This window comes from Ruegeria sp. CDSB022 (assembly GCF_059611145.1).
In genome coordinates this window covers 469022-490557 of the sequence record NZ_JBXWOZ010000001.1, presented here as the reverse complement: position 1 = coordinate 490557, position 21536 = coordinate 469022, and the positions used below count along the sequence as shown (strand labels likewise).

The following is a 21536-nucleotide window of genomic DNA, read 5'->3' as shown; positions in this document are numbered from 1 at the left end:
CTGAGTGCCATCGTTTTGATTTCGCGCCAAACTCCGCGCGTTTGCCAGAGTCGCATCCGCGATCTGTCGCTGGGTAAAACTCCCCCAAACACGGTCGGCGGTTCTTGCCCGATGGGAAACAGGCAATATGGCGAGGCTCTGCCGAGTTAACGACTTTAGGACAAAAAGAAAGGGGGCCGAAGCCCCCTGTCAGTTTCGCCATCCAGGCTCCATTCGTTGACCGCCCGGTGTTTTGTTTGCCTGCGGCCTGGACGTCGCATGGAACGAGCGCACCCGTTCCGTGAAAGAGTGGGAAAGAGCAAATATTCCGCCCCACCCTGTTCCCGGCCAACACGGGCATGTCGGCCGAGTGGACCAAGGCATCGAAGGTAAGTCTCTGCGCCTTGCTCCGTATTCGTCGGGGCCGGTAACTGTGGCAGCTTCCGACCCCTGCGCCCCGGGTTGCCGGGGCGCTTAACTCAGCTACACCCGCTTGTTGAGCCGCAGGTGTTGCATTTCATGCAGGTGCCGTTGCGCACCAACGTGTAGTTTCCGCATTCACCGCAAGGATCGCCCTCATAGCCCTGCATCTTGGCTTTGGTGCGGGCATCCATTCCGGTTGCGGCGGCGGATTCAACCACCGGAGCTTCAAAAGTGGCTGCGGTTTCGGCCATGCCGTTCACCACGTTCTGTCCGCCGTTCAGAACCATCAGTTCCTGCGGCATCCGTTTGCGCAGATACCCGGTCGAGCTGATTTGTTTCAGAACTTCCAAAGACTTGGATGCAGCGCTTTCGCTGATCTCGGACACGTTCGAGACACCCTCTTCCTCACCCCGACCCAGATCGTCAAAGCTTGCGCCTTCGGGTTTCACATGGGCCAGATCAGTACGATCAAGGTAGGACACGGCCAGTTCGCGGAAGATGTAATCCAGGATCGACGTCGCATTCTTGATCGAGTCGTTGCCCTGTACCATTCCCGCCGGTTCGAACTTGGTGAAGGTGAAGGCATCCACGAACTCTTCCAGCGGCACGCCATATTGCAGACCGACCGACACGGCGATGGCAAAGTTGTTCATCATCGCACGGAAGCCAGCGCCTTCCTTGTGCATGTCGATGAAGATCTCACCCAATTGGCCGTCTTCGAACTCGCCCGTGCGCAGGTATACCTTGTGGCCACCCACGATTGCCTTTTGAGTGTAACCCTTGCGGCGATGCGGCAGTTTCTCACGATGGCTGCGGATGATTTCCTTGACGACGACCTTCTCGATGACCTTCTCGGCCAGAACGACGGCTTTTTCCTGCGGCGTCCCGGTTTCCAGAACTTCTGCTGCCTCTTCGTCATCCTCGACCAGCGCGGCTGCCAATGGCTGCGACAGTTTAGAGCCGTCGCGATACAGCGCGTTGGCCTTCACACCCAGCGACCAGGACAGCTCATAAGCTTTCTGGCAATCCTCGATGGTGGCGTCATTCGGCATGTTGATCGTCTTGCTGATCGCACCCGAAATGAAGCTCTGCGCTGCAGCCATCATGGTGATGTGGCTGTCAACACCTAGGAAACGCTTGCCTTTCTTGCCGCACGGGTTGGCACAGTCGAAGATCGAATAATGCTCTTCCTTCAGATGCGGCGCGCCTTCCAGCGTCATGGTTCCGCAAACGTGGTCGTTGGCCGCGTCGATATCCGCTTTGGTAAAACCCAGATGGCGCAGCAGATCGAAGGTCGGGTCATTCAGCTTGGTCGCAGGGATGCCGAGAACCCCGGTGCAGAAATCCTCGCCCAGAGTCCACTGGTTGAACACGAACCGGATGTCGAAGGCGCTTTCCAGCGCGGCATCCACTTTGGCCAGTTCATTGGGGCCAAAGCCGTGACCCGTCAGCGAGGTGTGGTTGATCCCCGGAGCGTTGCCGATGGTGCCATGACCAACCGCGTAGCTGACGATCTCTTCAATCTGAGCCGAGGAATACCCCTGCTTTTCCAGCGCTGCAGGCACCGAGCGGTTGATGATTTTGAAATATCCGCCACCGGCCAGTTTCTTGAACTTTACCAAAGCAAAGTCCGGCTCGATCCCAGTGGTGTCGCAATCCATCACCAGACCGATGGTTCCGGTTGGCGCAATCACAGTGGCCTGCGCATTGCGGTAACCGTTCTGCTCACCCAGGCTCAGCGCTTCGTCCCAAGCTGACATCGCCAGATCAACCATACGTTTATCCGGGCAGTTGCCATGGTCCAGAGGTACAGGCTTCACTGCCAGTTTCTCATACCCTTCAGTCACACCCTGAGATGCGCGGCGATGGTTGCGGATGACCCGAAGCATGTTATCGGCGTTGCGCTCATAGCCATTGAACGGACCCAATTCACCAGCGATCTCGGCCGAGGTTGCATAGGCTACACCGGTCATGATCGCGGTCAGCGCGCCACAGATCGCGCGGCCTTCATCCGAGTCATAGCTATAGCCCATGTTCATCAGCAGACCGCCGATATTGGCATAGCCCAAACCCAAAGTGCGGAAGTCATAGGACAGCTGCGCGATTTCCTTGGACGGGAACTGCGCCATGGTCACCGAGATTTCCAGCGTTAGGGTCCACAAGCGCGAGGCATGCATATAGTCCACTGCCTGGAACTCATCATCCTTGAGGAAAGTCAGCAAGTTCATCGACGCAAGATTACAGGCCGTATCATCGAGGAACATATATTCCGAACATGGGTTCGATCCGCGAATCTCCCCATCTTTGGGGCATGTATGCCACTCGTTGACTGTGTCGTGAAACTGGATGCCGGGATCGGCGCAGGCCCAGGCCGCGTGGCCAACCTTTTCCCACAGGTCGCGCGCCTTGACGGTCTTGGCGACTTTCCCGTTTGTGCGGTTGATAAGCTCCCAGTCCGCGTCCTTCTCGACAGCGGTCAGGAAGGCGTTAGTTACGCGAATCGAGTTGTTCGAGTTCTGGCCCGAAACCGAGCTGTAGGCTTCCGAATCCCAATCCGTATCGTAGGTCGGGAATTCGATGCTATCGTGGCCCTGCTTGGCGTAATCCAGAACGCGTTTGATGTAAGTCTCTGGGATCGCAACATTTTTCGCCTCGCGAACCGCCTTTTTCAGGCTGTCATTCGTCTTGGGATCATACGCGTCTTCCTGCGCGCCGTCCCAGCTGCGGATGGCCTCGAAAATGCCGTTCAGCATCTTCTCGTGCATCTTCGATCCGGCAACGATCGAGGCCACCTTCTGCTCTTCGATCACCTTCCATTCGATGAATTTCTCGATGTCTGGGTGATCTGCATCGACGATGACCATCTTTGCTGCTCGACGGGTCGTGCCGCCTGATTTAATCGCGCCAGCGGCGCGGTCGCCGATCTTGAGAAAGCCCATCAAACCCGAGGATTTACCGCCACCCGACAGTGCCTCACCCTCGCCACGCAGGTGGCTAAAGTTGGTCCCGGTTCCGCTTCCGTATTTGAACAGGCGCGCCTCGCGGACCCACAGGTCCATAATGCCACCCTCGTTCACCAGATCATCATCTACGGACTGGATGAAACACGCATGCGGCTGCGGATGCTCATAGGCGGATTTCGATTTGGTCAGCTTGCCTGTCTTATAATCGACATAGTGGTGCCCCTGTGCTGGGCCATCGATTCCGTAAGCCCAGTGCAGGCCGGTATTGAACCATTGCGGGCTGTTCGGCGCAGCGCGCTGAGTCGCCAGCATATAACGCATCTCGTCGAAATAGGCGCTCGCGTCATCCTCGGTCGAGAAATAGCCACCTTTCCAGCCCCAATAGGCCCAGGCGCCGGCAAGACGGTCAAACACCTGCTTAGACGAGATTTCGCCCCCAAATTCAGCGTCCTCAGCCGGAACAGAACGCCACAGGAATTCAGGGACATCCTTTTCCTTGACCTTCTTCAGCTTGGTCGGAACGCCTGCTTTGCGGAAATACTTCTGCGCGATGACGTCGCTTGCGACCTGGCTCCAGCTGGTAGGAACCTCGATATCGTCCAGGCGGAAAACGATGGTCCCATCCGGGTTTCGGATTTCTGACGTCGCAGAAGCGAACTTAAGCTCTGCATAAGCATCCTGTCCCGATTTGGTAAATTTTCTGTCAATCTTCATGTCCGCCGCCCTAGATTCAATCAACTTGTCCCTTGGCTTTTGATCCCAATAAACGGACCATCTGCCCTAACCGAAAATCTTGGGCGCAGGAAACCGGCCGCTGCCCGAAGCAGCGTGACCCCGTTCCGACGGACGCACGTAAGTATGATGTGCTCTCCAGCCCTCGCCCTGTGCCACGTTCTGGATTTTCTACCAGATTTAGTGGCAGCACTTTCGGCCTATACAATCTGGCGTATTCACACATAGATCGTCAACGGCCTTTTTCCGCCATTTTTGGAATCTTTTATGTTGACCGATCCGCATAGACAAACTGGTGAAGGACAGTTTCCGATTCCTCCACAGAGTTATCCGCCATGGTTCGCCATCACCTAGCCAAGTCCGTAATACGATTAACCGTTCTTTCCGGCTTACTTATCGGGATTTGATAAACCAGCCTTAAGATGTCTAGGTTGAAATAGAATCAGCATCCGGCCGATTTCGACATTATTCAGAGGTGCGCGTAAAAGCACATCCAACAAAGGGCAGACCGATCAATGACCGCGTTTCGAATAATTTCCCTGTTTGTCCTGATCGTGGCCTGCACACCACAAGAAACGCCCGCCACATCGCGCAGCGCGCAGTTCTCAGCCTTTCCCGACAAGTTGTTTGCTACGTTCGAGACATCTTGCAACGGCCCGGGTGAGGAATTTAGGAAAATCGGAAATCGTCAGTTCGAGTGTCAGGAACTTCTGCCTCCGAAGACCACAGCCTACCTGATTCTCAACTATGACGGCTATCCACAGAACCTACCCAAAAGTGTGACTCGGCTGACCGCCGAAAAAAACGCAGGTGGCTATCTAGTTGAAGCGGATCTGTTTTTTAATGTGCCGCGCGAAACAGGGCCTGCTGCAAAAGTCCCTGTAGAAAGCAAAGAATTGGATAAAACCCTTAGCGCCATCTATCGAACGATGGGTGGGTCGCCATTTTAATTTTTGAAGAAGTGGTCGGGGCGGCAGGATTCGAACCTACGACCCCCTGTACCCAAAACAGGTGCGCTACCAGACTGCGCCACGCCCCGAACCGTGCGCCTTCCTAACCGTGCCGTTCTGATTTGAAAAGCCCTAACAGGGCCAAATCGCCGGACCAAGTGAAAAAACTTTGTGCTGGATCTGTGTTCCAGGCGTGATCAGATAACGATCTGCGAGACCAGCGTTGATTTCCAACACCGCGAATACCGAATCGCCCCCTCCGATGGGGGTCAAATCACCGGGAATCGCGTTGTGATGAACTTTCGTTACCATACCCGTCTTATCTATGAAGATCAGGTCCAGAGGAATCAGCGTGTTCTTCATCCAGAACGCAACAGGTTGCGGCGGGTCGAATACAAACAGCATCCCTGAACGTACCGGAAGCGATTCTCGAAACATGAGTCCGCGCGATCGCTCCTGTGGCGACACGGCGAGTTCAATATCAAAGCCGATTTGGGACTTATCATTTTTCAGGCTAACACGATCTGTACGACAGGCGGCTTCTGCGCCACCGGCCCAAAGTAACAAGACGACAGTCAGAACCTTGAAAAGTCCTGCCATGGCAGATCAGTCATCCATAGCTGCTTCCCAGGCCATAACCTGGGCCGCCATCCGACCACGCTGTCCGTCTATGACCCGCATGGCCAATGCTTCACCGGGTTGCAGATCCGCAAGCCCCGAACGGCGTAGAACCTCAATATGCAGGAACACATCCTCGCCACGCCCGAATACATTAGCGAAGCCAAACCCCTTGCCCTTGTCGAACCACTTAACCCGCGCAGCCACCAAAGGAGCCGCTGCAATCTCAACTGGATCAAGTTCAGCAAAATCCGCGAGCATCATCGTATCGGCGCGCGCTGGCGGATCGACGCTGATGACTTCGACAGCTTGCACACCGCGATCAGTGCGATGCGTCATAATTTCGATGCCCGCCCCGTCTGCAACCGAGCTTTGACCGAAATTACGCAAAACGTTTACGTGCAGCAGAATATCCGGCCCACCTTCATCCGATACGACAAAGCCGTATCCTTTGGCAGGGTCGAACCATTTAACGTGTCCTCGGACGCGGTACATGTTGTTCAGATCTTCTGGCACTGTGGTCCCACTGCGTTTTTTTTCACTTTGTTAAGGGTCCGATGTGTATGGGATTGACGCGCAAATTCAAGGTGAAAAATCCCTTTGTTATCTGCGCATTGCAATTCGCGACACGTGAACGTCATGGATTCAACCTCTGAATCTGCCATTCGGAATCAGCGTCATCCCGGCACCACCTGAACCTGTCATGCAGACGAAATGCGCCGTCTGCCCAGAGTTCAATTTCCGTCGGCACAAGCCGGTAACCACCCCAAAATTTAGGGCGCGGAGGGTTAGGGCCAAGCCTTGCGGTCACTTTCGCCACATCCGCCATCAGCGCGGAACGGCTGCTAAGCGGCTGAGATTGCTTGGACGCCCATGCACCAAGCCGACTTTTCAATGACCTGGAGGCATAATATTCATCAGCCTTTGGTCCATCCTCGCGCGTGATTGTACCACGAACGCGGATTTGACGCCGCAAAGATTTCCAATGCATCACGAAGGCCGCCTTGCCAGCATTGTCCAACTCGCCTGCCTTGGCACTTTCGTAATTTGTGTAGAAAACGAAGGCGTCGGCTTCGATCTCTTTCAACAGCACCATTCGTACATTGGGCATACCATCTTCGCCCACGGTTGCCAGTGCAATCGCGTTAGGATCGTTGGGTTCACTCTTCACAGCTTCGCCCAGCCACCGCCCTGCTATTGCAAATGGGTCGGTTCCTGCGAAGATGCCATCACGTTCGCTCATTTCCATCCCCTGGAAACTATTGAGGGATACCCTAGGGCGAGTTCCCGCCACGGGCAAGAGTGCACGGTCTTGAAGCAGACCAGCCAATGGCATAAACCAACGCAACATAACGCGAAGACAGGCGGAGAACCGAACATGTCAAATCAGTTGATGGCCGGAAAGCGCGGCCTCATCATGGGACTGGCCAATGACAAATCAATCGCATGGGGAATCGCCCGCGCCTTGTCCGAGGCCGGGGCCGAGTTAGCATTCTCATATCAAGGGGATGCCTTGAAAAAGCGCGTTGACCCTCTGGCGGCACAGCTGGGCAGTGAAATCGTCCTGCCCTGCGATGTCAGCGATGAAGCCTCGATCGACGGATTGTTTGATGCGCTATCCGAGAAATGGGGAAAGCTGGACTTTGTTGTCCACGCAATCGGGTTTTCAGACAAGAATGAGCTACGCGGGCGCTACGTTGATACGTCGCGGGCGAATTTCAACCTCACGATGGACGTGTCGGTTTATTCCTTTACCGCCGTGATGCAGCGTGCCGAAAAGATGATGACCGAAGGCGGCAGCGCCATCACCCTGACCTATTACGGCGCCGAACAGGTGATGCCGCATTATAATGTCATGGGCGTTGCCAAAGCCGCGCTGGAAGCATCGGTCAAATATCTGGCCGAGGATTTAGGCAAGGACGGCATTCGTGTGAATGCGATCTCGGCCGGGCCGATCAAGACACTGGCCGCCAGCGGCATCGGCGACTTTCGCTATATCATGAAGTGGAACGAATATAACTCACCCCTGCGCCGCAATGTGACCATCGACGATGTGGGCAACTCGGCGCTGTATCTGCTTTCCGATCTAAGCGGCGGTGTCACTGGTGAGAACCTGCATGTGGATTCGGGATACCACATCGTCGGTATGAAAGCCGTTGATGCTCCAGACGTTGAGAAGGGTTGAATCATGAGTGCCAAGGACCGCCTGCCCCACGAAAAAGGCTTTCACATCAGCTGGGATCAGATTCACCGCGATTCCCGAGCGCTCGCTTGGCGGCTGGATGGGCAAGGTCCGAATGATGGGGCCTGGCGTGGCGTCGTTGCCATTACCCGTGGCGGTATGGCACCGGCGATGATTGTCAGCCGCGAGCTGGACATTCGCACAGTCGACACGATCAGCGTGCGCTCCTACCATCACCAGGATCAAGGCGAAGCCGAAGTGCTCAAAGCACCCGACGCTGACCTCATGGGCGACGGCACCGGAATCCTGATTGTCGACGATCTGGTCGACAGTGGCAAAACTCTGGAACTGGTGCGGGCGATGTATCCCAAGGCGCATTTCGCGACGGTTTATGCCAAGCCGAAAGGCCGCCCGATGGTTGACACTTTCATCACCGAAGTCAGCCAGGACACCTGGATTTTCTTCCCGTGGGATATGGCTTTGCAATATGTCGAACCCTACCGGGGCACGGATTGATCCGGCCCAAGCGCAGCAACTGACTGGGGCGCAGAGATGACCCGGACACGCACCGCCGCCACCTTTCCGCCCCCAGTCATGGAGGCGCGCCGGTGGATCGAAGGCGTGACCTTCCCTGAAGAGCGGCCCTTGATAAACGTAAGTCAGGCGGCCCCCGTCGATCCGCCTCCACTTGAGATGCGTCAGGCGATGGCGGCTTATGCGTCGACCGAGGATTCCGCTCATCTCTATGGCCCGGTTCTGGGCAACAGCGCCCTCAGGTCTGAACTGGCCAGCCAGATTACGGTTCATTATGGCGCACCTGTCGCACAGGAACAGGTTGCCATTACTTCTGGCTGCAATCAGGCCTTCGCCGCTGCGATTTCCTCCATCACAGACCAAGGGGATGAGGTCATTCTGCCCACGCCGTGGTATTTCAACCATAAAATGTGGCTGGATATGACAGGTGTTAATGCCATTGATCTGAGAACTGATGATGACCTGTTGCCAGACGCGAACGCGGCAAGAGATTTGATCACCGAAAGGACTCGGGCCATTGCCCTGGTCACCCCGAACAATCCCGGAGGCGTCGAATATCCCGCCGAACTGCTAAGCGCATTCTTCGACCTGGCACGCGAAACCGGAATTAAGCTCTTGGTGGATGAGACCTACCGCGATTTTGACAGCCGCAGCGGCCCGCCCCATGATCTGTTCGCTCAGCCGGGCTGGGATGACACTCTGATTCATCTATATTCGTTTTCAAAGGCCTACCGTCTGACCGGTCACCGAGTAGGTGCTGTTGCGACCAGTCCGTCTCTGCTGTCTGAGATTGAGAAATTTCTGGATACCGTCGCGATCTGTCCAAACCAAATCGGTCAGTTTGGTGCGCTCTGGGGGATGCAAAACCTGTCGCAATGGCTGGCCGATGAACGAAGGGAAATCCTCGACCGTCGCGCTGTCATTACAAGACAACTTCCCAAACTGACCAGTAAAGGATGGCGGTTGCTTGGGTTGGGCGCCTATTTTGCCTATTTCGAACACCCGTTTGACATCTCTTCGGATGATTTAGCCCGTCGGCTGGTCACGGATGCCGGCATTCTGTTGCTGCCAGGCACGATGTTCATGCCCGACCACGACCCGGCCGGGAAACGACAAGTCCGCATCGCATTTGCCAATCTTGATCGCAACGGAATTACGGAATTGTTTGACCGCCTGCACGCTCTCTCCTTCTAAGCTTGCCCCCCGGCGGTGCGCGTCGTATTCAGGGCCGCAACCGACAGGGCAAATACTTGCCGAATAAAACAAGAGGGCACCATGGCCGCAGGCATGAAAAATCTATCAAAGACCTTTGTCTGGATCCTCATGGGTCTTTTGATGCTGGGCCTTGCAGGATTTGGCGCGACCAGCCTGACTGGAACTGTGCGCACTGTAGCACAGGTGGGCAACGAAGATATCTCGATTGACGATTACGTCCGCGAACTTCAGCGCGAAATCCGCGCGGTCGAAAGCCAGACCGGCCAGCCCCTGCAAATGTCACAGGCCCGCGATTTTGGCTTGGACCAGCTGGCTCTGTCGCGCCTCACCGCGCTGGCTGCTTTGGATAACGAAGTTGGTCTGCTGGGTATTTCGATCGGCGATGAAAATTTGCAGGAAGAAATCGTCTCGATCCCTGCGTTTCAGGGGCCTGATGGTTCTTTCGACCGTGAGGCATATCGCTTTCAGCTTGAACAGGTTGGCATGACCGACACCGAGTTTGAAACCGATCTGAGGAAAGAATCCGCACGGACCATCGTGCAGGATGCCGTGGTCAGCGGAGTAGAAATGCCCTCGATCCTGACTGAAGTTCTGACAGACTTTGTCGGTGCCCGCCGCAGCTTTACTGTTGCAACCGTTTCACCCGAAGTTTTGGCAGAGCCGGTTGCAACCCCAACCGATGAACAAATCCAGGCCTATTACGACGAGAACCAGGACCAGTTTTCCCTGCCCCGCACCAAAAAGCTGACCTATACGATTCTGTCGCCCAATATGCTGCTGGATAGTGTCGAGGTGGACGAAGATTCAGTTCTCCGGCTTTTCGAACAGCGCGCAGACGAGTTTCAGCAACCCGAGCGCCGCCTTGTTGAACGCCTTTCTTTTTCTGATGACGCCGCTGCGCAAGATGCCATGGCACAGATTGAAGTTGGCGGGACAACCTTCGAACAACTTGTCCGTGACCGTGAGCTTGAGCTGAGCGACGTGGATCTGGGCGACGTTACCCGCGACGACCTGGGCGATGCGGCCGAGGCCATTTTCGCGGCTGAACTGGACACTGTTGTTGGACCTCTGCCCTCGGTATTCGGCCCTGCCCTTTTCCGTATCAACGGCTCGCTGGCTGAGAACAACACTCCCTTCGAAGACGCCGCCCCAGCTCTGCGCGAAGAGTTGGCCGCAGACCGTGCGCGCCGCCAGATCGAGGCTCAGTCCGAAGACATCAATGACCTGCTTGCAGGCGGGGCAACACTCGAGGAGTTAGCAGCCGAGACCGGGATGGAGCTGGGACAGATCGACTGGACTCGCGCCAGTCAGGATGGCGTGGCCGCATATGACGGTTTCCGCAGTGCAGCCGAAGCCGTGCAAGACGGGGATTTTCCCGAGATTGCATTCCTGGAGGACGGTTCGATCTTTGCGCTGCGCCTGAACGAAACGCTGCCTCGTCGGCCTGAACCGCTGGAATCAGCGCGTGATCGCGTTGCGGCGGCCTGGACACAGGTTCAAACTGACAAAGCGTTGGAAGACCACGCGAATGCCGTGTTGGAGCAGTTGCAGGAGAACGGGGATTTCACCACGACCGGCCTACCTCACCGCGTGGAAAACGCTCTGACACGAACTGCATTTCTAGAAGATGTACCCGCAGGTTTCATGCCGGAAGTGTTCGACATGGAACTAGGAAGCTATCGTGTCGTTCCCGGTGCCGGGGTCGCGTTGATCGTTCGACTTGACGAATTGTTGCCCCCCGCCGAGACCGATGAACGCCGTCAGGTTCAACAAGCGCTGGCCGCTCAGCTGAATCAGGCTCTGGCACAGAACATTTTCGATGCCTATGTTCGCGACGCCCAGGCCCGCGCCCGTCCTGTGGTGGATCAGCAAGCACTGAACGCCGTTCAGGCGAGCTATTAATTAAGAGACCGAATATGGCCCTGACCCCCGAGTTTGACAGCTTCGCCCGTGCTTATGAGGCCGGCGAGAACCAGGTCGTTTACACCCGTCTGGCAGCCGATCTTGATACGCCTGTCTCCTTGATGCTGAAACTGACCGGCGCGCAAAAAGACGCCTTTATGCTCGAGTCGGTAACTGGTGGCGAGGTCCGCGGACGGTATTCGATCATCGGTATGAAACCCGACCTGATCTGGCGCTGTCGCGCTGAAACCTCGGAACTGAACCGCTCGGCCCGGTTCGACCCGGACGCTTTCACGGCTCAGGATGGCGATCCGATGGACAACCTTCGGACGCTTCTGGCCGAAAGCCGGATCGAGCTGCCTGACGACCTTCCACAAGCTGCGGCGGGACTATTTGGCTATCTCGGTTACGACATGGTGCGCTTGGTCGAGTATCTGCCGAACATCAACCCCGACCCTTTGGGCCTGCCGGATGCCGTCATGCTGCGCCCTTCTGTCGTCGCGGTACTGGATGGTGTGAAGGGCGAAGTCACGGTCGTTTCCCCCGCCTGGGTCAGCGATGGCCAGTCAGCCAAGGCTGCGTATGCCCAGGCCGCCGAGCGCGTCATGGACGCAGTGCGCGATCTGGAGCGGGCGATGCCTGCTGAAACACGCGACCTTGGCGATGCGTACGAAGTCGCTCCACCCGTCTCGAATTTTACCAAGTCCGGCTATCTGGAAGCAGTCGAGAAAGCCAAGGAATACATTCGAGCTGGCGATATCTTTCAGGTAGTGCCAGCGCAGCGCTGGACGCAGGATTTCCCGCTGCCTCCATTTGCGTTGTACCGGTCGCTGCGGCGAACAAACCCGTCGCCCTTCATGTTCTATTTTAACTTTGGCGGGTTTCAGGTGATCGGCGCCAGCCCGGAAATCCTGGTGCGCGTGTTTGGCAATGAAGTCACCATACGACCCATCGCCGGGACGCGCCCACGTGGAGCGACCCCGGAAGAGGACAGAGCTTACGAAATTGAGTTGCTGGCCGACAAGAAAGAACTGGCCGAACATCTGATGCTGTTGGATCTAGGCCGCAATGACACCGGGCGGGTTTCAAAAATCGGAACGGTGCGCCCGACCGAAGAGTTCATCATTGAACGGTACAGCCATGTTATGCACATCGTTTCAAACGTTGTGGGTGAGCTGGCCGAGGGTAAGGATGCGCTGGACGCCTTTTTTGCGGGAATGCCTGCGGGGACGGTCTCGGGCGCGCCCAAGGTACGAGCCATGGAAATCATTGATGAGCTTGAGCCGGAAAAACGCGGTGTCTACGGCGGCGGCGTCGGCTATTTCAGCGCCGGCGGAGACATGGACATGTGTATCGCCCTGCGAACGGCCATCGTTCAGGATCAAAAGCTATATATTCAGGCCGGTGGTGGCGTTGTGTATGATAGCGATCCAGAGGCTGAATTCATGGAAACCGTCCACAAGTCCAACGCCATCAGACGCGCTGCGGCTGACGCGGCCCGATTTACGCTGTCCGGCAAGAATTGATAAAGGCAGCCCGTCTGGGCTGCCTGTTTCGGGGAAGGATGTGATCGGGCTTATTGCGCCCCTTGCATCATCACCGCCGAAATAGGCGCCATTGCAACGCGGCCTCCGCGATCTTCCAGACCCCAAAGCAGCAAGGCCGATATGGTATCCGGGCGCAACCGGCCCAACATGACAACAGTGCCCTCCTGCCCGGCCCGGAACGCAGCCTGGTCCAGGAAACGTCGCATGATTTTTGCATCCTGCCGCGCGCCGTCGATATCCCTGAAAATTACCGCAGACGGAATTCCATTACGGGAGGCCAACTTCTGTACCGTGTTGAGCCCGTTATCCTGAGTGATCAGTCCTCGACCCGTTCCACCGGCGATGGCGGCGACCTGATCCGCCAGTTTTCGGTTACCCTGGATGCCGGATCCATCACCTTCAAGAATTCCTACCGTTTCGGGCAACGCTTCAAGCCACACCGAAAGCGATACCTCAGCATCCTGTGCGCTGGCCGCCTTGGGCAGGTCAGCAGTGACCATCACTTCGAACCCGGCCGCCCGATGTCGAGCCATTTTCTCAGCTGCATCGGGGTCTGATGGGCGCACCGCAAACGTAAGCGGATATGGGAAATCCTGAAGCGCCTCGGCGCCATATGCACCTTCATCGTCAATCAGAATGATCGACATGAGGGGTTTGGAATCCGGATTGTCAAACTTCTCTGCGAAGGCCTCGATCGGTTTACCTACAGGAACTTCTTCCTGCGGATTTTGGGCTGCTTCATCATCTCGTTCAGTCAAAGGCACTACACGACGCCCGATAGTGGTATTTCCCGACGAGTTGTCCTCTGCGCCGATCTGCGGAACCGAGGCGATACGCGGTAGCGGCTGACTGGGCAGCGTGTCCTCGTCCCCTTCCACTGCGATTGGGTTATCCTCCGGATTCACCTCCAGCTCGATTGATTCCGAAGGCGAGACTTCGGGCAAGGGCTCGGCAAGAGCAACCTGATCAGCCGGTGGCTCAGGGGCATCTTCTGCGGCATCTGGGCTGAGGTCGGCAAGCGGCGCAGGCTGAACGGGGACAGGCATTCGCGGAACGACCGGGGCCTCACTCGAGATGCTTACGGAATCCGCCTCGCTGGGCGTCGGCGCTTCGACCGGAACGCTTACGTCATTCACTACCGGCTGGCTGTCCGGGGCGTTCTCAGCTTCGGATAAACCGGCCAGAGAATCCTCTTCTTCGACTTCATTCTCGGGCGTCTGCGCAGGGAGTTTGAGCAGATCGGCATCTGCACCCGCCTCAGCGACAACCTCGGAGCTCTCCGACGTCTGCACCGGTGCAGGTTCTGGTGCGACTGTCGCTATGGACGGCTTTTTCGACAGCGGCGCGTTGAGCGATAAGACTGCCCCCAGCACCACAACGACAACTGCGCCTGCGATCATTCCGCCGACAAATCCGCCCATAATATTTGCCTCTCGCCTTAGTCCTGCTGCCTTGCCCTTGCACCATCTGTTGTGGCACCTGCCTGCAGGACCGCCAAGTTCGGGATGCACCCTTGACGCTGCCCCACAAGCCTGAGCATGTATGTGCCAACACTATACCGTGGCCTTGGGTTGCATCGCCAGCCCGAAATGACCAACACGAGACAAGAGCCAAATGCTGCTGCTGATCGACAACTACGACTCATTTACCTACAACCTCGTACATTATTTAGGCGAACTTGGCTCGGAAATGGTCATTCGAAGGAATGACGCGCTGGACGTGCAAGAAGCGATGGCCATGAACCCCGCTGGCATCCTGCTCAGCCCTGGCCCTTGCGACCCTGACCGGGCAGGCATTTGCCTTGCCCTGACCGAGGCAGCCGCCGAAACACGGACGCCTTTGTTGGGTGTCTGCCTTGGCCATCAGACCATAGGTCAGGTTTTCGGTGGAAAAGTCACGCGTTGCCATGAGATTGTGCATGGCAAAATGGGAACAATGCACCACACCGGTAAAGGTGTGTTCGCGGGCCTGCCCACGCCGTTTGAGGCGACGCGCTATCATTCGCTGATTGTGGATCGCGATACCCTGCCCGATTGCCTGGAGATTACGGCGGAATTGGAAGATGGCACCATAATGGGCCTCCAGCACCGCGAACTGCCCATTCATGGCGTACAGTTCCACCCGGAATCCATCGCTTCCGAGCACGGCCACGCGTTGCTCAAGAATTTCCTGTCCGAGATGAAAGTTCCCGCATGAGCGACGCCCTGAAACCGCTGATCGGAGTTGCCGCCGACCGCCCCCTGACACGCGCCGAAGCGGAAGAAGCCTTTGGGATCCTGTTTGACGGCGCCGCAACACCCAGCCAGATCGGCGGGCTATTGATGGCTATGCGCACACGCGGAGAGACCGTCGATGAATATGCCGCCGCCGCTGCCGTGATGCGTGCAAAATGCAATGCAGTTCAGGCACCAGCTGGCGCGATAGATATTGTGGGCACCGGCGGTGACGGCAAGGGAACGCTGAATATCTCGACCGCGACCGCCTTTGTGGTTGCGGGTGCCGGTGTCACCGTGGCCAAACACGGCAACCGGAACCTGAGTTCTAAATCCGGAGCCGCAGATGCGCTAGGCCAGCTGGGTATCAACGTTATGGTCGGCCCGCAAACCGTTGAAAATGCACTGCAAGATGTCGGCATCGGATTCATGATGGCCCCCATGCATCACCCGGCGATTGCGCATGTCATGCCCACCCGGCAAGAGCTTGGGACACGGACGATCTTTAACATTCTCGGTCCGCTGACCAATCCGGCAGGCGTCAAGCGGCAGTTGACCGGAGCCTTTAGCCGAGAGTTGATCCGCCCGATGGCCGAAACGTTGGGCCTGCTTGGGTCCGAACGCGCATGGCTGGTGCACGGATCGGACGGCACAGACGAATTGACCATCACGGGTATCAGTTGGATTGCGGCCCTCGAAGACGGCACAATTAAAGAGGTCGAGCTTCACCCAGAAGATGCAGGGCTGCCGGTACATCCCTTCGAGGACATTCTCGGCGGAACCCCCGAGGAAAACGCAGTAGCCTTCCGAGCTCTTCTAGACGGCGAGGCCTCCGCCTATCGCGATGCGGTATTGTTGAATGCCGCAGCTGCCCTGGTCGTCGCAGAGGCCGCTGCTGATCTGCGCGAAGGTGTCGCAAAAGCCGCTGAAAGTATCGACAGCGGAAAAGCCAAAGACAAGATCGCGGCCCTGGCCCGCATTACTCAGGAGGCCGCATGACCGAAACGGTTCTGGACAAAATCAAAGCTTACAAGCTCGAAGAGGTCGCTTCGGACAAGGCCAATAAGTCTCTGGAAGCTGTTGAAAACGAAGCAAGATCAGCCTCTGAACCACGCGGATTCGCATCAGCCTTGCAAATGGCTGTACGTACTGGGTACGGGCTGATTGCAGAAGTCAAAAAAGCCAGCCCCTCCAAAGGTCTGATCCGCGCTGACTTTGATCCACCAGCACTTGCACTGGCTTACGAAGAAGGTGGCGCTGCCTGCCTTTCCGTGTTGACCGACACGCCCAGCTTTCAGGGTGCCAAAGAGTTTCTGGTTCAGGCACGCGCAGCCTGTTCTTTGCCGGTTCTACGCAAAGATTTCATGTACGATCCCTATCAGGTGGCCGAAGCCCGCGCTCTTGGGGCGGATTGTATTCTGATCATCATGGCATCGGTTGATGACAGCCAGGCGTCTGAGTTGGAACAGACCGCCTTTGACTGGGGCATGGACGTTCTGATTGAAGTTCATGATGAAGCCGAGCTGGAACGTGCAACGCAGCTCAAAAGCCCGTTGATTGGGATAAACAACCGTAATCTCAAGACCTTCGAGACCACTCTTGATACCACACGCCGCCTGTCAAAACTTGTACCCGCTGACCGGACCATCGTTTGCGAAAGCGGGTTGAGCACTCCAGCAGACTTGGCCGATATCGCCCGTTTCGGTGCGCGTTGTTTTCTAATTGGCGAGAGCCTGATGCGTCAGGATGACGTCGCAGCAGCGACACACGATCTGCTGTCGCGTCCGCTCAGCCCGGGTGTGATGTGATGCCGCTGACTCACTTTGATGCCCAGGGACAGGCTCATATGGTCGATGTGTCGAACAAGCCCATCACGGATCGTGTCGCCGTCGCAGCGGCTCATATCACGATGGCACAAGATACGTTCGACTTGATCGCAGAAGGTCGCGCCAAAAAAGGTGACGTCTTGGGGGTTGCACGTCTGGCCGGTATCATGGGGGCAAAGAAGACACCCGATCTGATCCCGCTATGTCACCCACTGCCAGTGACTAAAGTTACCGTAGACCTGACACTGGACCCAGAATTACCCGGCATACAGGTACAGGCAACCGTCAAGACATCTGGTCAAACCGGCGTGGAAATGGAGGCGCTGACAGCGGCCTCAACCGCCGCACTGACCATATACGACATGGCCAAAGCCGTCGATAAGGCAATGGAAATTGGCGGCATTCGCGTCTTGCTAAAAGATGGTGGTAAATCAGGCCGTTACGAGGCGAAATGATAACCGTTGAAAGCGCCCGGGCGCAGTTATTCGATCTTGTAAACACCCTCCCCTCAGAGACGGCTCCCTTGATGGATGCGGCGGGTAGAGTACTGGCCGAGGATGTAGCAGCCACACGCGATCAGCCGCCATTCGCTTCGTCTTCGATGGATGGCTACTCGGTAAAATCGACCGAGGTAGAGCCGCACGCCATGTTCAAAGTCATTGGCGAGGCTGCGGCCGGTCGGCGATTTGACGGTCAGGTTGGACCCGGACAGGCGGTTCGGATCTTCACTGGCGCCCCTATTCCTGAAGGTGCAGATTTTGTTGTCATTCAAGAGGATGTTGATCGCCGAGGTGACCTAATCACCATTTCTGATCTGCCGGGCCCTAAATCCAACATTCGTCCAAAAGGCGTCGATTTCGAAATTGGCGCCAAGATTACGGCTCCACGTCGTTTGCGCCCCGAGGATCTGGCGCTTTTGGCGGCGATGAATATCCCCATGGTGCCGGTTGCACGTAAACCCGTGGTCGCGCTAATCGCAACCGGGGATGAATTGATCATGCCCGGCGAAACACCGGGACCGGATCAGATAATCGCCTCAAACACCTTTGGTATTAAAGCGTTGTTAGAGAATGTTGGAGCGCATGTTCGGGTTCTGCCTATCGCCTCTGACACGGTTTCGTCCCTTGAGACCGCCTTTGCTCTAGCAGCCGACGTTGATTTGGTGGTTACGATCGGCGGTGCCTCGGTTGGGGATTATGATCTTGTCTCTCAGGTCTCCACCGCACTGGGGTTGGAGCGGAGTTTTTACAAAATCCGCATGCGCCCCGGCAAACCGCTGATGGCCGGTCGCTTGGGCGATAGCGTGATGGTTGGACTTCCGGGTAATCCGGTCAGCGCAATGGTTTGCAGCTATCTGTTTCTTGCCCCGATGATCCGTAAGATGCTGGGCCTGGAACAGGTTCTGACCCCGCTTCAAAGCGCCAATTTAACCGAGGCTATCCCCGCGAATGGGCCGCGAGAGCATTACATGCGTGCCATCGTGACCGCGGACGGGATAAAAGCCTGCCAAAACCAGGACAGCTCGCTGCTCAGCGTCCTCGCCGAAGCAAACGCGCTCTTGGTTCGGCAACCGAATGATCCGGCGCGCCTGGCCGGTGACGAAGTGATGTTCCTTCCGATCTGAGACCGCGCAAAACCATTGACACAAAACGTGAACATGCGTAGAACAAAAGAAAACGTATGAGCGACGAGGTGTGAGCAATGCTGACCAAGAAGCAGTTGGATTTGTTGGAGTTCATCCATAAACGAGTTCAGGCGGATGGCGTCCCCCCAAGTTTCGATGAAATGAAAGCTGCGCTGGACCTGCGGTCCAAATCCGGCATCCATCGGTTGATCACAGCGCTTGAAGAACGCGGCTTTATCCGTCGTCTGGCCCATCGTGCCCGGGCCATCGAAATCGTCAAACTTCCTGAAAGCCTGGGAGGAGAGCCTACAGTCGCTTTCAAGCCCCGTGTTATCGAAGGTGACAAACCCGAAGGCAGACGCCCCGCGAATTTCGAACCAGTGACCGTTGACGCAATGGAATTGCCGGTCATGGGACGCATCGCAGCAGGTGTTCCGATCGAGGCGATCAGCCATGTCTCGCACCGCGTTGCCGTCCCCGGAAGCATGGTTTCCGGCAGAGGCGAGCACTACGCACTTGAAGTACGCGGCGATTCGATGATTGACGCAGGCATCAACGACGGGGATGTGGTCGTCATCCGCGAAACCTCCGCGGCTGATAATGGCGATATCGTTGTCGCTCTGGTCGAAGATCAGGAAGCAACGCTCAAACGGTTCTTTCGGAGAGGTCAGGCGATAGCGCTTGAGGCTGCCAACCCGGCCTATGAAACGCGTGTACTGCCCGAAGATAAGGTCAAGGTTCAGGGCCGTTTGGTTGGGCTGATCCGAAGCTATTGATCTTTAGCTGTCTGGCGACCACAGCCTTTTGCCTATGACTTCGGCACTGGTCATTACGTTTCCGCTAGACAGTGCAATACTTCCTGTCTTGGTCAGCAACTCGGGATCAATCACCATACAGGTGCCGGACAGCTGGACCGGAACAGCAGAGATGACGATTTGGTCATCTCCACATTCGCTGAATTCGCGCGCAGATCGTTTGCCGGTGAGGTGAATCAGCTCTTTGCCCTGCCAGAAATATCTTTGCGACAGATCTTTCCCATCGGGCCAGCGATTTGCGGCAGTTTTCTGGCTCGCGCCGTCTCCGTCGTTTTCAAGCCATACGGTTGCAATAAACTTGCTGCCCTTTTCCTTGCTCAGCGCGCGCCCCTGATCAGTCATCACACCAACCAACCCACCGGAAGCTGCGACCAAAACTTCCGGACGGTTACCCTGCCCCCAAAGCGCAATCGCCACCATGCAAGGTGCGACGCCGACCCACCTTGCCCCACCGCGCCACAAGGCGATCCACAGCGCGCCCAATGCAAATATGGGCAAGACGTAGGACGGTGGACTGACCACATATCCTTGCGCACCTTCCAGTCCCGAGATCCAGTCTGAAACCGCCAGAATCCATTCCAACCCTGCCCCCATGACCGCCAGCCCAATCCACTCAAGCCCGAATGGCGCCAGGATTGCGGCAATAACGGCCGCAGGAACCACGACGGTTCCCATCACCGGGACCGACAGCATATTCGCAACCAGCCCATAGTGAGACAGTGAATTGAAATGCGCGGCCCCAATCGGTGCGGTTGCAAGCCCGGCTATGGCAGAGGACATCAATACCCCGATAATGGGCCGTAGCCATTTCGGCCCGAAAGCAGAACCGAAACCGCGTAAGGCTCCGAAAACGGCCACAAGTGCCGTTGTTGCAGCAAAAGACATCTGAAAACCGGGGCTTAACAGAGATTCTGGTCGCAACGACAGCACGATAAGGGCAGCGACGGCCACCGCGCGTAGCGAAATTGACCTTCTGTCGATCAAAATGGCCCCCAGCATTACGCTGACCATGATAAAGGCCCGCTCTGTTGCGACATTCCCGCCAGACAGCAATAGATAAACAACCGCCGCGACCAAGGCGCAAACCGCTGCAAACTTGCGGACCGGAAGTCTAAGAGCGAGCACCGGGACAGCAGACAGCGTGACCCTGCAGATCAGATAAATGAAACCTGTCAGCAACCCCATATGCAATCCGGATATCGCCAACAGATGAGCCAGATTAGATGCCCGTAGATTGTTCAGCGTTTCCTGCCCCATTCCGCTGCGATCACCCGTCGTGACAGCCGCGGCGAAACCTCCGACCTCTCCAGGCAGCAATGCGCGCACATGTTCAGAGATCGCCGTCCTCCACGCCGTGATGCGGAGATTGGTCCTGTCCGGCGGGGCAACCGACAACACCGGTACGCGCGTGTACCCGACCGCCCCTAAACGTTGAAACCATGCGTGGCGACGGAAATCGAAACCGCCGGGCTCTACCGGCCCCTGAGGCGGCGACAGATGACCTGTTGTCATGATCCTTTGCCCGGGAACCAGTGCGACATCCCCACCATGCAGGGAAAGTCGGACGCGCCGCGGTCGTCGATCCAAGGGCACGTCCCCTAATCGCACCCGATCGAGCGTCACCCGCAGCGCATCCGACGCAGAGCGGTCTATGGCGACAACACGTCCCTCGACCGGGCCATAGTACCGCCAAGACAGAACCGGCTCTGCCACCGTATGGGCACGTGCGCCGGCCAGGATAAACCCGGCAGCGATCAGCGTCCCCCCGATTGCCAACGAAGCCCAGCCAGACCGCGATTTGCGGGCCATCCCCATAGCCGCAACAATCACCGCGCTGAAACAAATGTAAATCTGCCACCCCGGCTCGAACCGGAGCGCGAAATACAGGCCGATGCCAATGGCCAAGCACACTGGTGACCACTGAAACAAATAGCCTGTCTGGCTCAGCAATGCGGTCTCGACCCGTGCCAGAACACGCATGGTTGCCCCCGTCCTTCGGGCTCGTTAGACAGG

At 56.9% G+C, this 21536-nt stretch carries 18 protein-coding genes and 1 tRNA gene; 12 read left to right on the top strand and 7 right to left on the bottom strand.

Annotated elements, in window-relative coordinates; translation table 11 throughout:
- Positions 1–458: 458 nt before the first annotated feature.
- Positions 459–4079: a vitamin B12-dependent ribonucleotide reductase gene (locus AC2FIZ_RS02430; RefSeq protein ID WP_281994573.1), complete on the bottom strand. Its 3621-nt coding sequence runs from the start codon at positions 4077–4079 to the stop codon at positions 459–461.
- Between the two features lie 533 nt (positions 4080–4612).
- Between AC2FIZ_RS02430 and AC2FIZ_RS02425 the strand changes: the two genes are divergently transcribed.
- Positions 4613–5047, top strand: a complete 435-nt coding sequence (locus AC2FIZ_RS02425; protein WP_142633634.1) for a hypothetical protein — start codon at positions 4613–4615, stop codon at positions 5045–5047.
- A 12-nt stretch (positions 5048–5059) separates the two neighbouring features.
- Here AC2FIZ_RS02425 and AC2FIZ_RS02420 read toward each other — a convergent pair.
- The 4 genes from AC2FIZ_RS02420 to pdxH form a co-directional block, all read right to left on the bottom strand.
- Positions 5060–5136, bottom strand: a tRNA-Pro gene (locus tag AC2FIZ_RS02420).
- A gap of 43 nt (positions 5137–5179) precedes the next feature.
- Positions 5180–5647, bottom strand: a complete 468-nt coding sequence (locus AC2FIZ_RS02415; RefSeq protein ID WP_281994572.1) for a DUF192 domain-containing protein — start codon at positions 5645–5647, stop codon at positions 5180–5182.
- 6 nt (positions 5648–5653) lie between these two features.
- Entirely contained in the window at positions 5654–6160 is a 507-nt protein-coding gene (locus tag AC2FIZ_RS02410) for a cold-shock protein (protein ID WP_282021219.1), read from the bottom strand.
- A gap of 142 nt (positions 6161–6302) precedes the next feature.
- Positions 6303–6908 (bottom strand): pyridoxamine 5'-phosphate oxidase, encoded by a 606-nt coding sequence (pdxH, locus tag AC2FIZ_RS02405; RefSeq protein WP_496790536.1) that lies wholly within the window; start codon positions 6906–6908, stop codon positions 6303–6305.
- Between the two features lie 135 nt (positions 6909–7043).
- On the opposite strand from pdxH, the gene fabI reads away from it, so the two are divergent.
- The 5 genes from fabI (at position 7044) to trpE (ending at position 13024) form a co-directional block, all read left to right on the top strand.
- The gene (gene fabI, locus AC2FIZ_RS02400) at positions 7044–7850 is read left to right on the top strand and encodes an enoyl-ACP reductase FabI (protein WP_142633624.1); all 807 of its coding nucleotides are present in this window, start codon (positions 7044–7046) and stop codon (positions 7848–7850) included.
- Between the two features lie 3 nt (positions 7851–7853).
- Entirely contained in the window at positions 7854–8363 is a 510-nt protein-coding gene (gpt, locus tag AC2FIZ_RS02395) for a xanthine phosphoribosyltransferase (RefSeq protein WP_142633622.1), read from the top strand.
- 36 nt (positions 8364–8399) lie between these two features.
- A complete protein-coding gene (locus tag AC2FIZ_RS02390) occupies positions 8400–9575 on the top strand; it encodes an aminotransferase (RefSeq protein ID WP_281972047.1) in 1176 nt (391 codons plus the stop codon).
- Positions 9576–9656: 81 nt separating this feature from the next.
- A complete protein-coding gene (locus AC2FIZ_RS02385; RefSeq protein ID WP_281994571.1) occupies positions 9657–11498 on the top strand; it encodes a peptidylprolyl isomerase in 1842 nt (613 codons plus the stop codon).
- Between the two features lie 14 nt (positions 11499–11512).
- Positions 11513–13024, top strand: a complete 1512-nt coding sequence (trpE, locus tag AC2FIZ_RS02380; protein WP_496790534.1) for an anthranilate synthase component I — start codon at positions 11513–11515, stop codon at positions 13022–13024.
- A gap of 50 nt (positions 13025–13074) precedes the next feature.
- Here trpE and AC2FIZ_RS02375 read toward each other — a convergent pair whose 3' ends face one another.
- Positions 13075–14466, bottom strand: a complete 1392-nt coding sequence (locus AC2FIZ_RS02375) for a divergent polysaccharide deacetylase family protein (protein ID WP_496790533.1) — start codon at positions 14464–14466, stop codon at positions 13075–13077.
- A 193-nt stretch (positions 14467–14659) separates the two neighbouring features.
- Between AC2FIZ_RS02375 and AC2FIZ_RS02370 the strand changes: the two genes are divergently transcribed.
- The 6 genes from AC2FIZ_RS02370 to lexA all read left to right on the top strand — a co-directional run bounded on the left by AC2FIZ_RS02370 (position 14660) and on the right by lexA (position 19484).
- Positions 14660–15241: an anthranilate synthase component II gene (locus AC2FIZ_RS02370; RefSeq protein ID WP_142633613.1), complete on the top strand. Its 582-nt coding sequence runs from the start codon at positions 14660–14662 to the stop codon at positions 15239–15241.
- A complete protein-coding gene (gene trpD / locus AC2FIZ_RS02365) occupies positions 15238–16257 on the top strand; it encodes an anthranilate phosphoribosyltransferase (RefSeq protein WP_142633610.1) in 1020 nt (339 codons plus the stop codon). The genes AC2FIZ_RS02370 and trpD overlap by 4 nt, the downstream gene beginning before the upstream one ends.
- On the top strand, positions 16254–17066 hold the full coding sequence (gene trpC, locus AC2FIZ_RS02360; RefSeq protein ID WP_281994569.1) for an indole-3-glycerol phosphate synthase TrpC: 813 nt from the start codon (positions 16254–16256) through the stop codon (positions 17064–17066). The genes trpD and trpC overlap by 4 nt, the downstream gene beginning before the upstream one ends.
- Positions 17066–17539, top strand: a complete 474-nt coding sequence (moaC, locus tag AC2FIZ_RS02355; RefSeq protein WP_142633607.1) for a cyclic pyranopterin monophosphate synthase MoaC — start codon at positions 17066–17068, stop codon at positions 17537–17539. Before trpC ends, moaC begins: the two co-directional genes overlap by 1 nt.
- Entirely contained in the window at positions 17536–18708 is a 1173-nt protein-coding gene (locus AC2FIZ_RS02350; RefSeq protein ID WP_496790531.1) for a molybdopterin molybdotransferase MoeA, read from the top strand. Before moaC ends, AC2FIZ_RS02350 begins: the two co-directional genes overlap by 4 nt.
- Before the next feature lie 77 nt (positions 18709–18785).
- Entirely contained in the window at positions 18786–19484 is a 699-nt protein-coding gene (gene lexA, locus AC2FIZ_RS02345; RefSeq protein ID WP_142633603.1) for a transcriptional repressor LexA, read from the top strand.
- Between the two features lie 3 nt (positions 19485–19487).
- Here lexA and AC2FIZ_RS02340 read toward each other — a convergent pair whose 3' ends face one another.
- Positions 19488–21503 carry a ComEC/Rec2 family competence protein gene (locus AC2FIZ_RS02340; RefSeq protein WP_496790530.1) on the bottom strand — a complete coding sequence of 672 codons (2016 nt, stop codon included), beginning with the start codon at positions 21501–21503 and terminating at the stop codon, positions 19488–19490.
- Between the last annotated feature and the right edge of the window lie 33 nt (positions 21504–21536).

Bases quoted from the DNA above. Each gene is read 5' to 3' on its own strand.
- trpE (WP_496790534.1), top strand. From the start codon at position 11,513: ATGGCCCTGACCCCCGAGTTTGACAGCTTCGCCCGTGCTTATGAGGCC.
- AC2FIZ_RS02430 (WP_281994573.1), bottom strand. From the start codon at position 4,079: ATGAAGATTGACAGAAAATTTACCAAATCGGGACAGGATGCTTATGCA.
- AC2FIZ_RS02390 (WP_281972047.1), top strand. From the start codon at position 8,400: ATGACCCGGACACGCACCGCCGCCACCTTTCCGCCCCCAGTCATGGAG.
- trpD (WP_142633610.1), top strand. From the start codon at position 15,238: ATGAGCGACGCCCTGAAACCGCTGATCGGAGTTGCCGCCGACCGCCCC.
- lexA (WP_142633603.1), top strand. From the start codon at position 18,786: ATGCTGACCAAGAAGCAGTTGGATTTGTTGGAGTTCATCCATAAACGA.
- pdxH (WP_496790536.1), bottom strand. From the start codon at position 6,908: ATGAGCGAACGTGATGGCATCTTCGCAGGAACCGACCCATTTGCAATA.
- AC2FIZ_RS02370 (WP_142633613.1), top strand. From the start codon at position 14,660: ATGCTGCTGCTGATCGACAACTACGACTCATTTACCTACAACCTCGTA.
- AC2FIZ_RS02375 (WP_496790533.1), bottom strand. From the start codon at position 14,466: ATGGGCGGATTTGTCGGCGGAATGATCGCAGGCGCAGTTGTCGTTGTG.
- gpt (WP_142633622.1), top strand. From the start codon at position 7,854: ATGAGTGCCAAGGACCGCCTGCCCCACGAAAAAGGCTTTCACATCAGC.
- AC2FIZ_RS02410 (WP_282021219.1), bottom strand. From the start codon at position 6,160: ATGTACCGCGTCCGAGGACACGTTAAATGGTTCGACCCTGCCAAAGGA.
- fabI (WP_142633624.1), top strand. From the start codon at position 7,044: ATGTCAAATCAGTTGATGGCCGGAAAGCGCGGCCTCATCATGGGACTG.
- moaC (WP_142633607.1), top strand. From the start codon at position 17,066: ATGCCGCTGACTCACTTTGATGCCCAGGGACAGGCTCATATGGTCGAT.
- AC2FIZ_RS02350 (WP_496790531.1), top strand. From the start codon at position 17,536: ATGATAACCGTTGAAAGCGCCCGGGCGCAGTTATTCGATCTTGTAAAC.
- AC2FIZ_RS02415 (WP_281994572.1), bottom strand. From the start codon at position 5,647: ATGGCAGGACTTTTCAAGGTTCTGACTGTCGTCTTGTTACTTTGGGCC.
- AC2FIZ_RS02340 (WP_496790530.1), bottom strand. From the start codon at position 21,503: ATGCGTGTTCTGGCACGGGTCGAGACCGCATTGCTGAGCCAGACAGGC.
- AC2FIZ_RS02425 (WP_142633634.1), top strand. From the start codon at position 4,613: ATGACCGCGTTTCGAATAATTTCCCTGTTTGTCCTGATCGTGGCCTGC.
- AC2FIZ_RS02385 (WP_281994571.1), top strand. From the start codon at position 9,657: ATGGCCGCAGGCATGAAAAATCTATCAAAGACCTTTGTCTGGATCCTC.
- trpC (WP_281994569.1), top strand. From the start codon at position 16,254: ATGACCGAAACGGTTCTGGACAAAATCAAAGCTTACAAGCTCGAAGAG.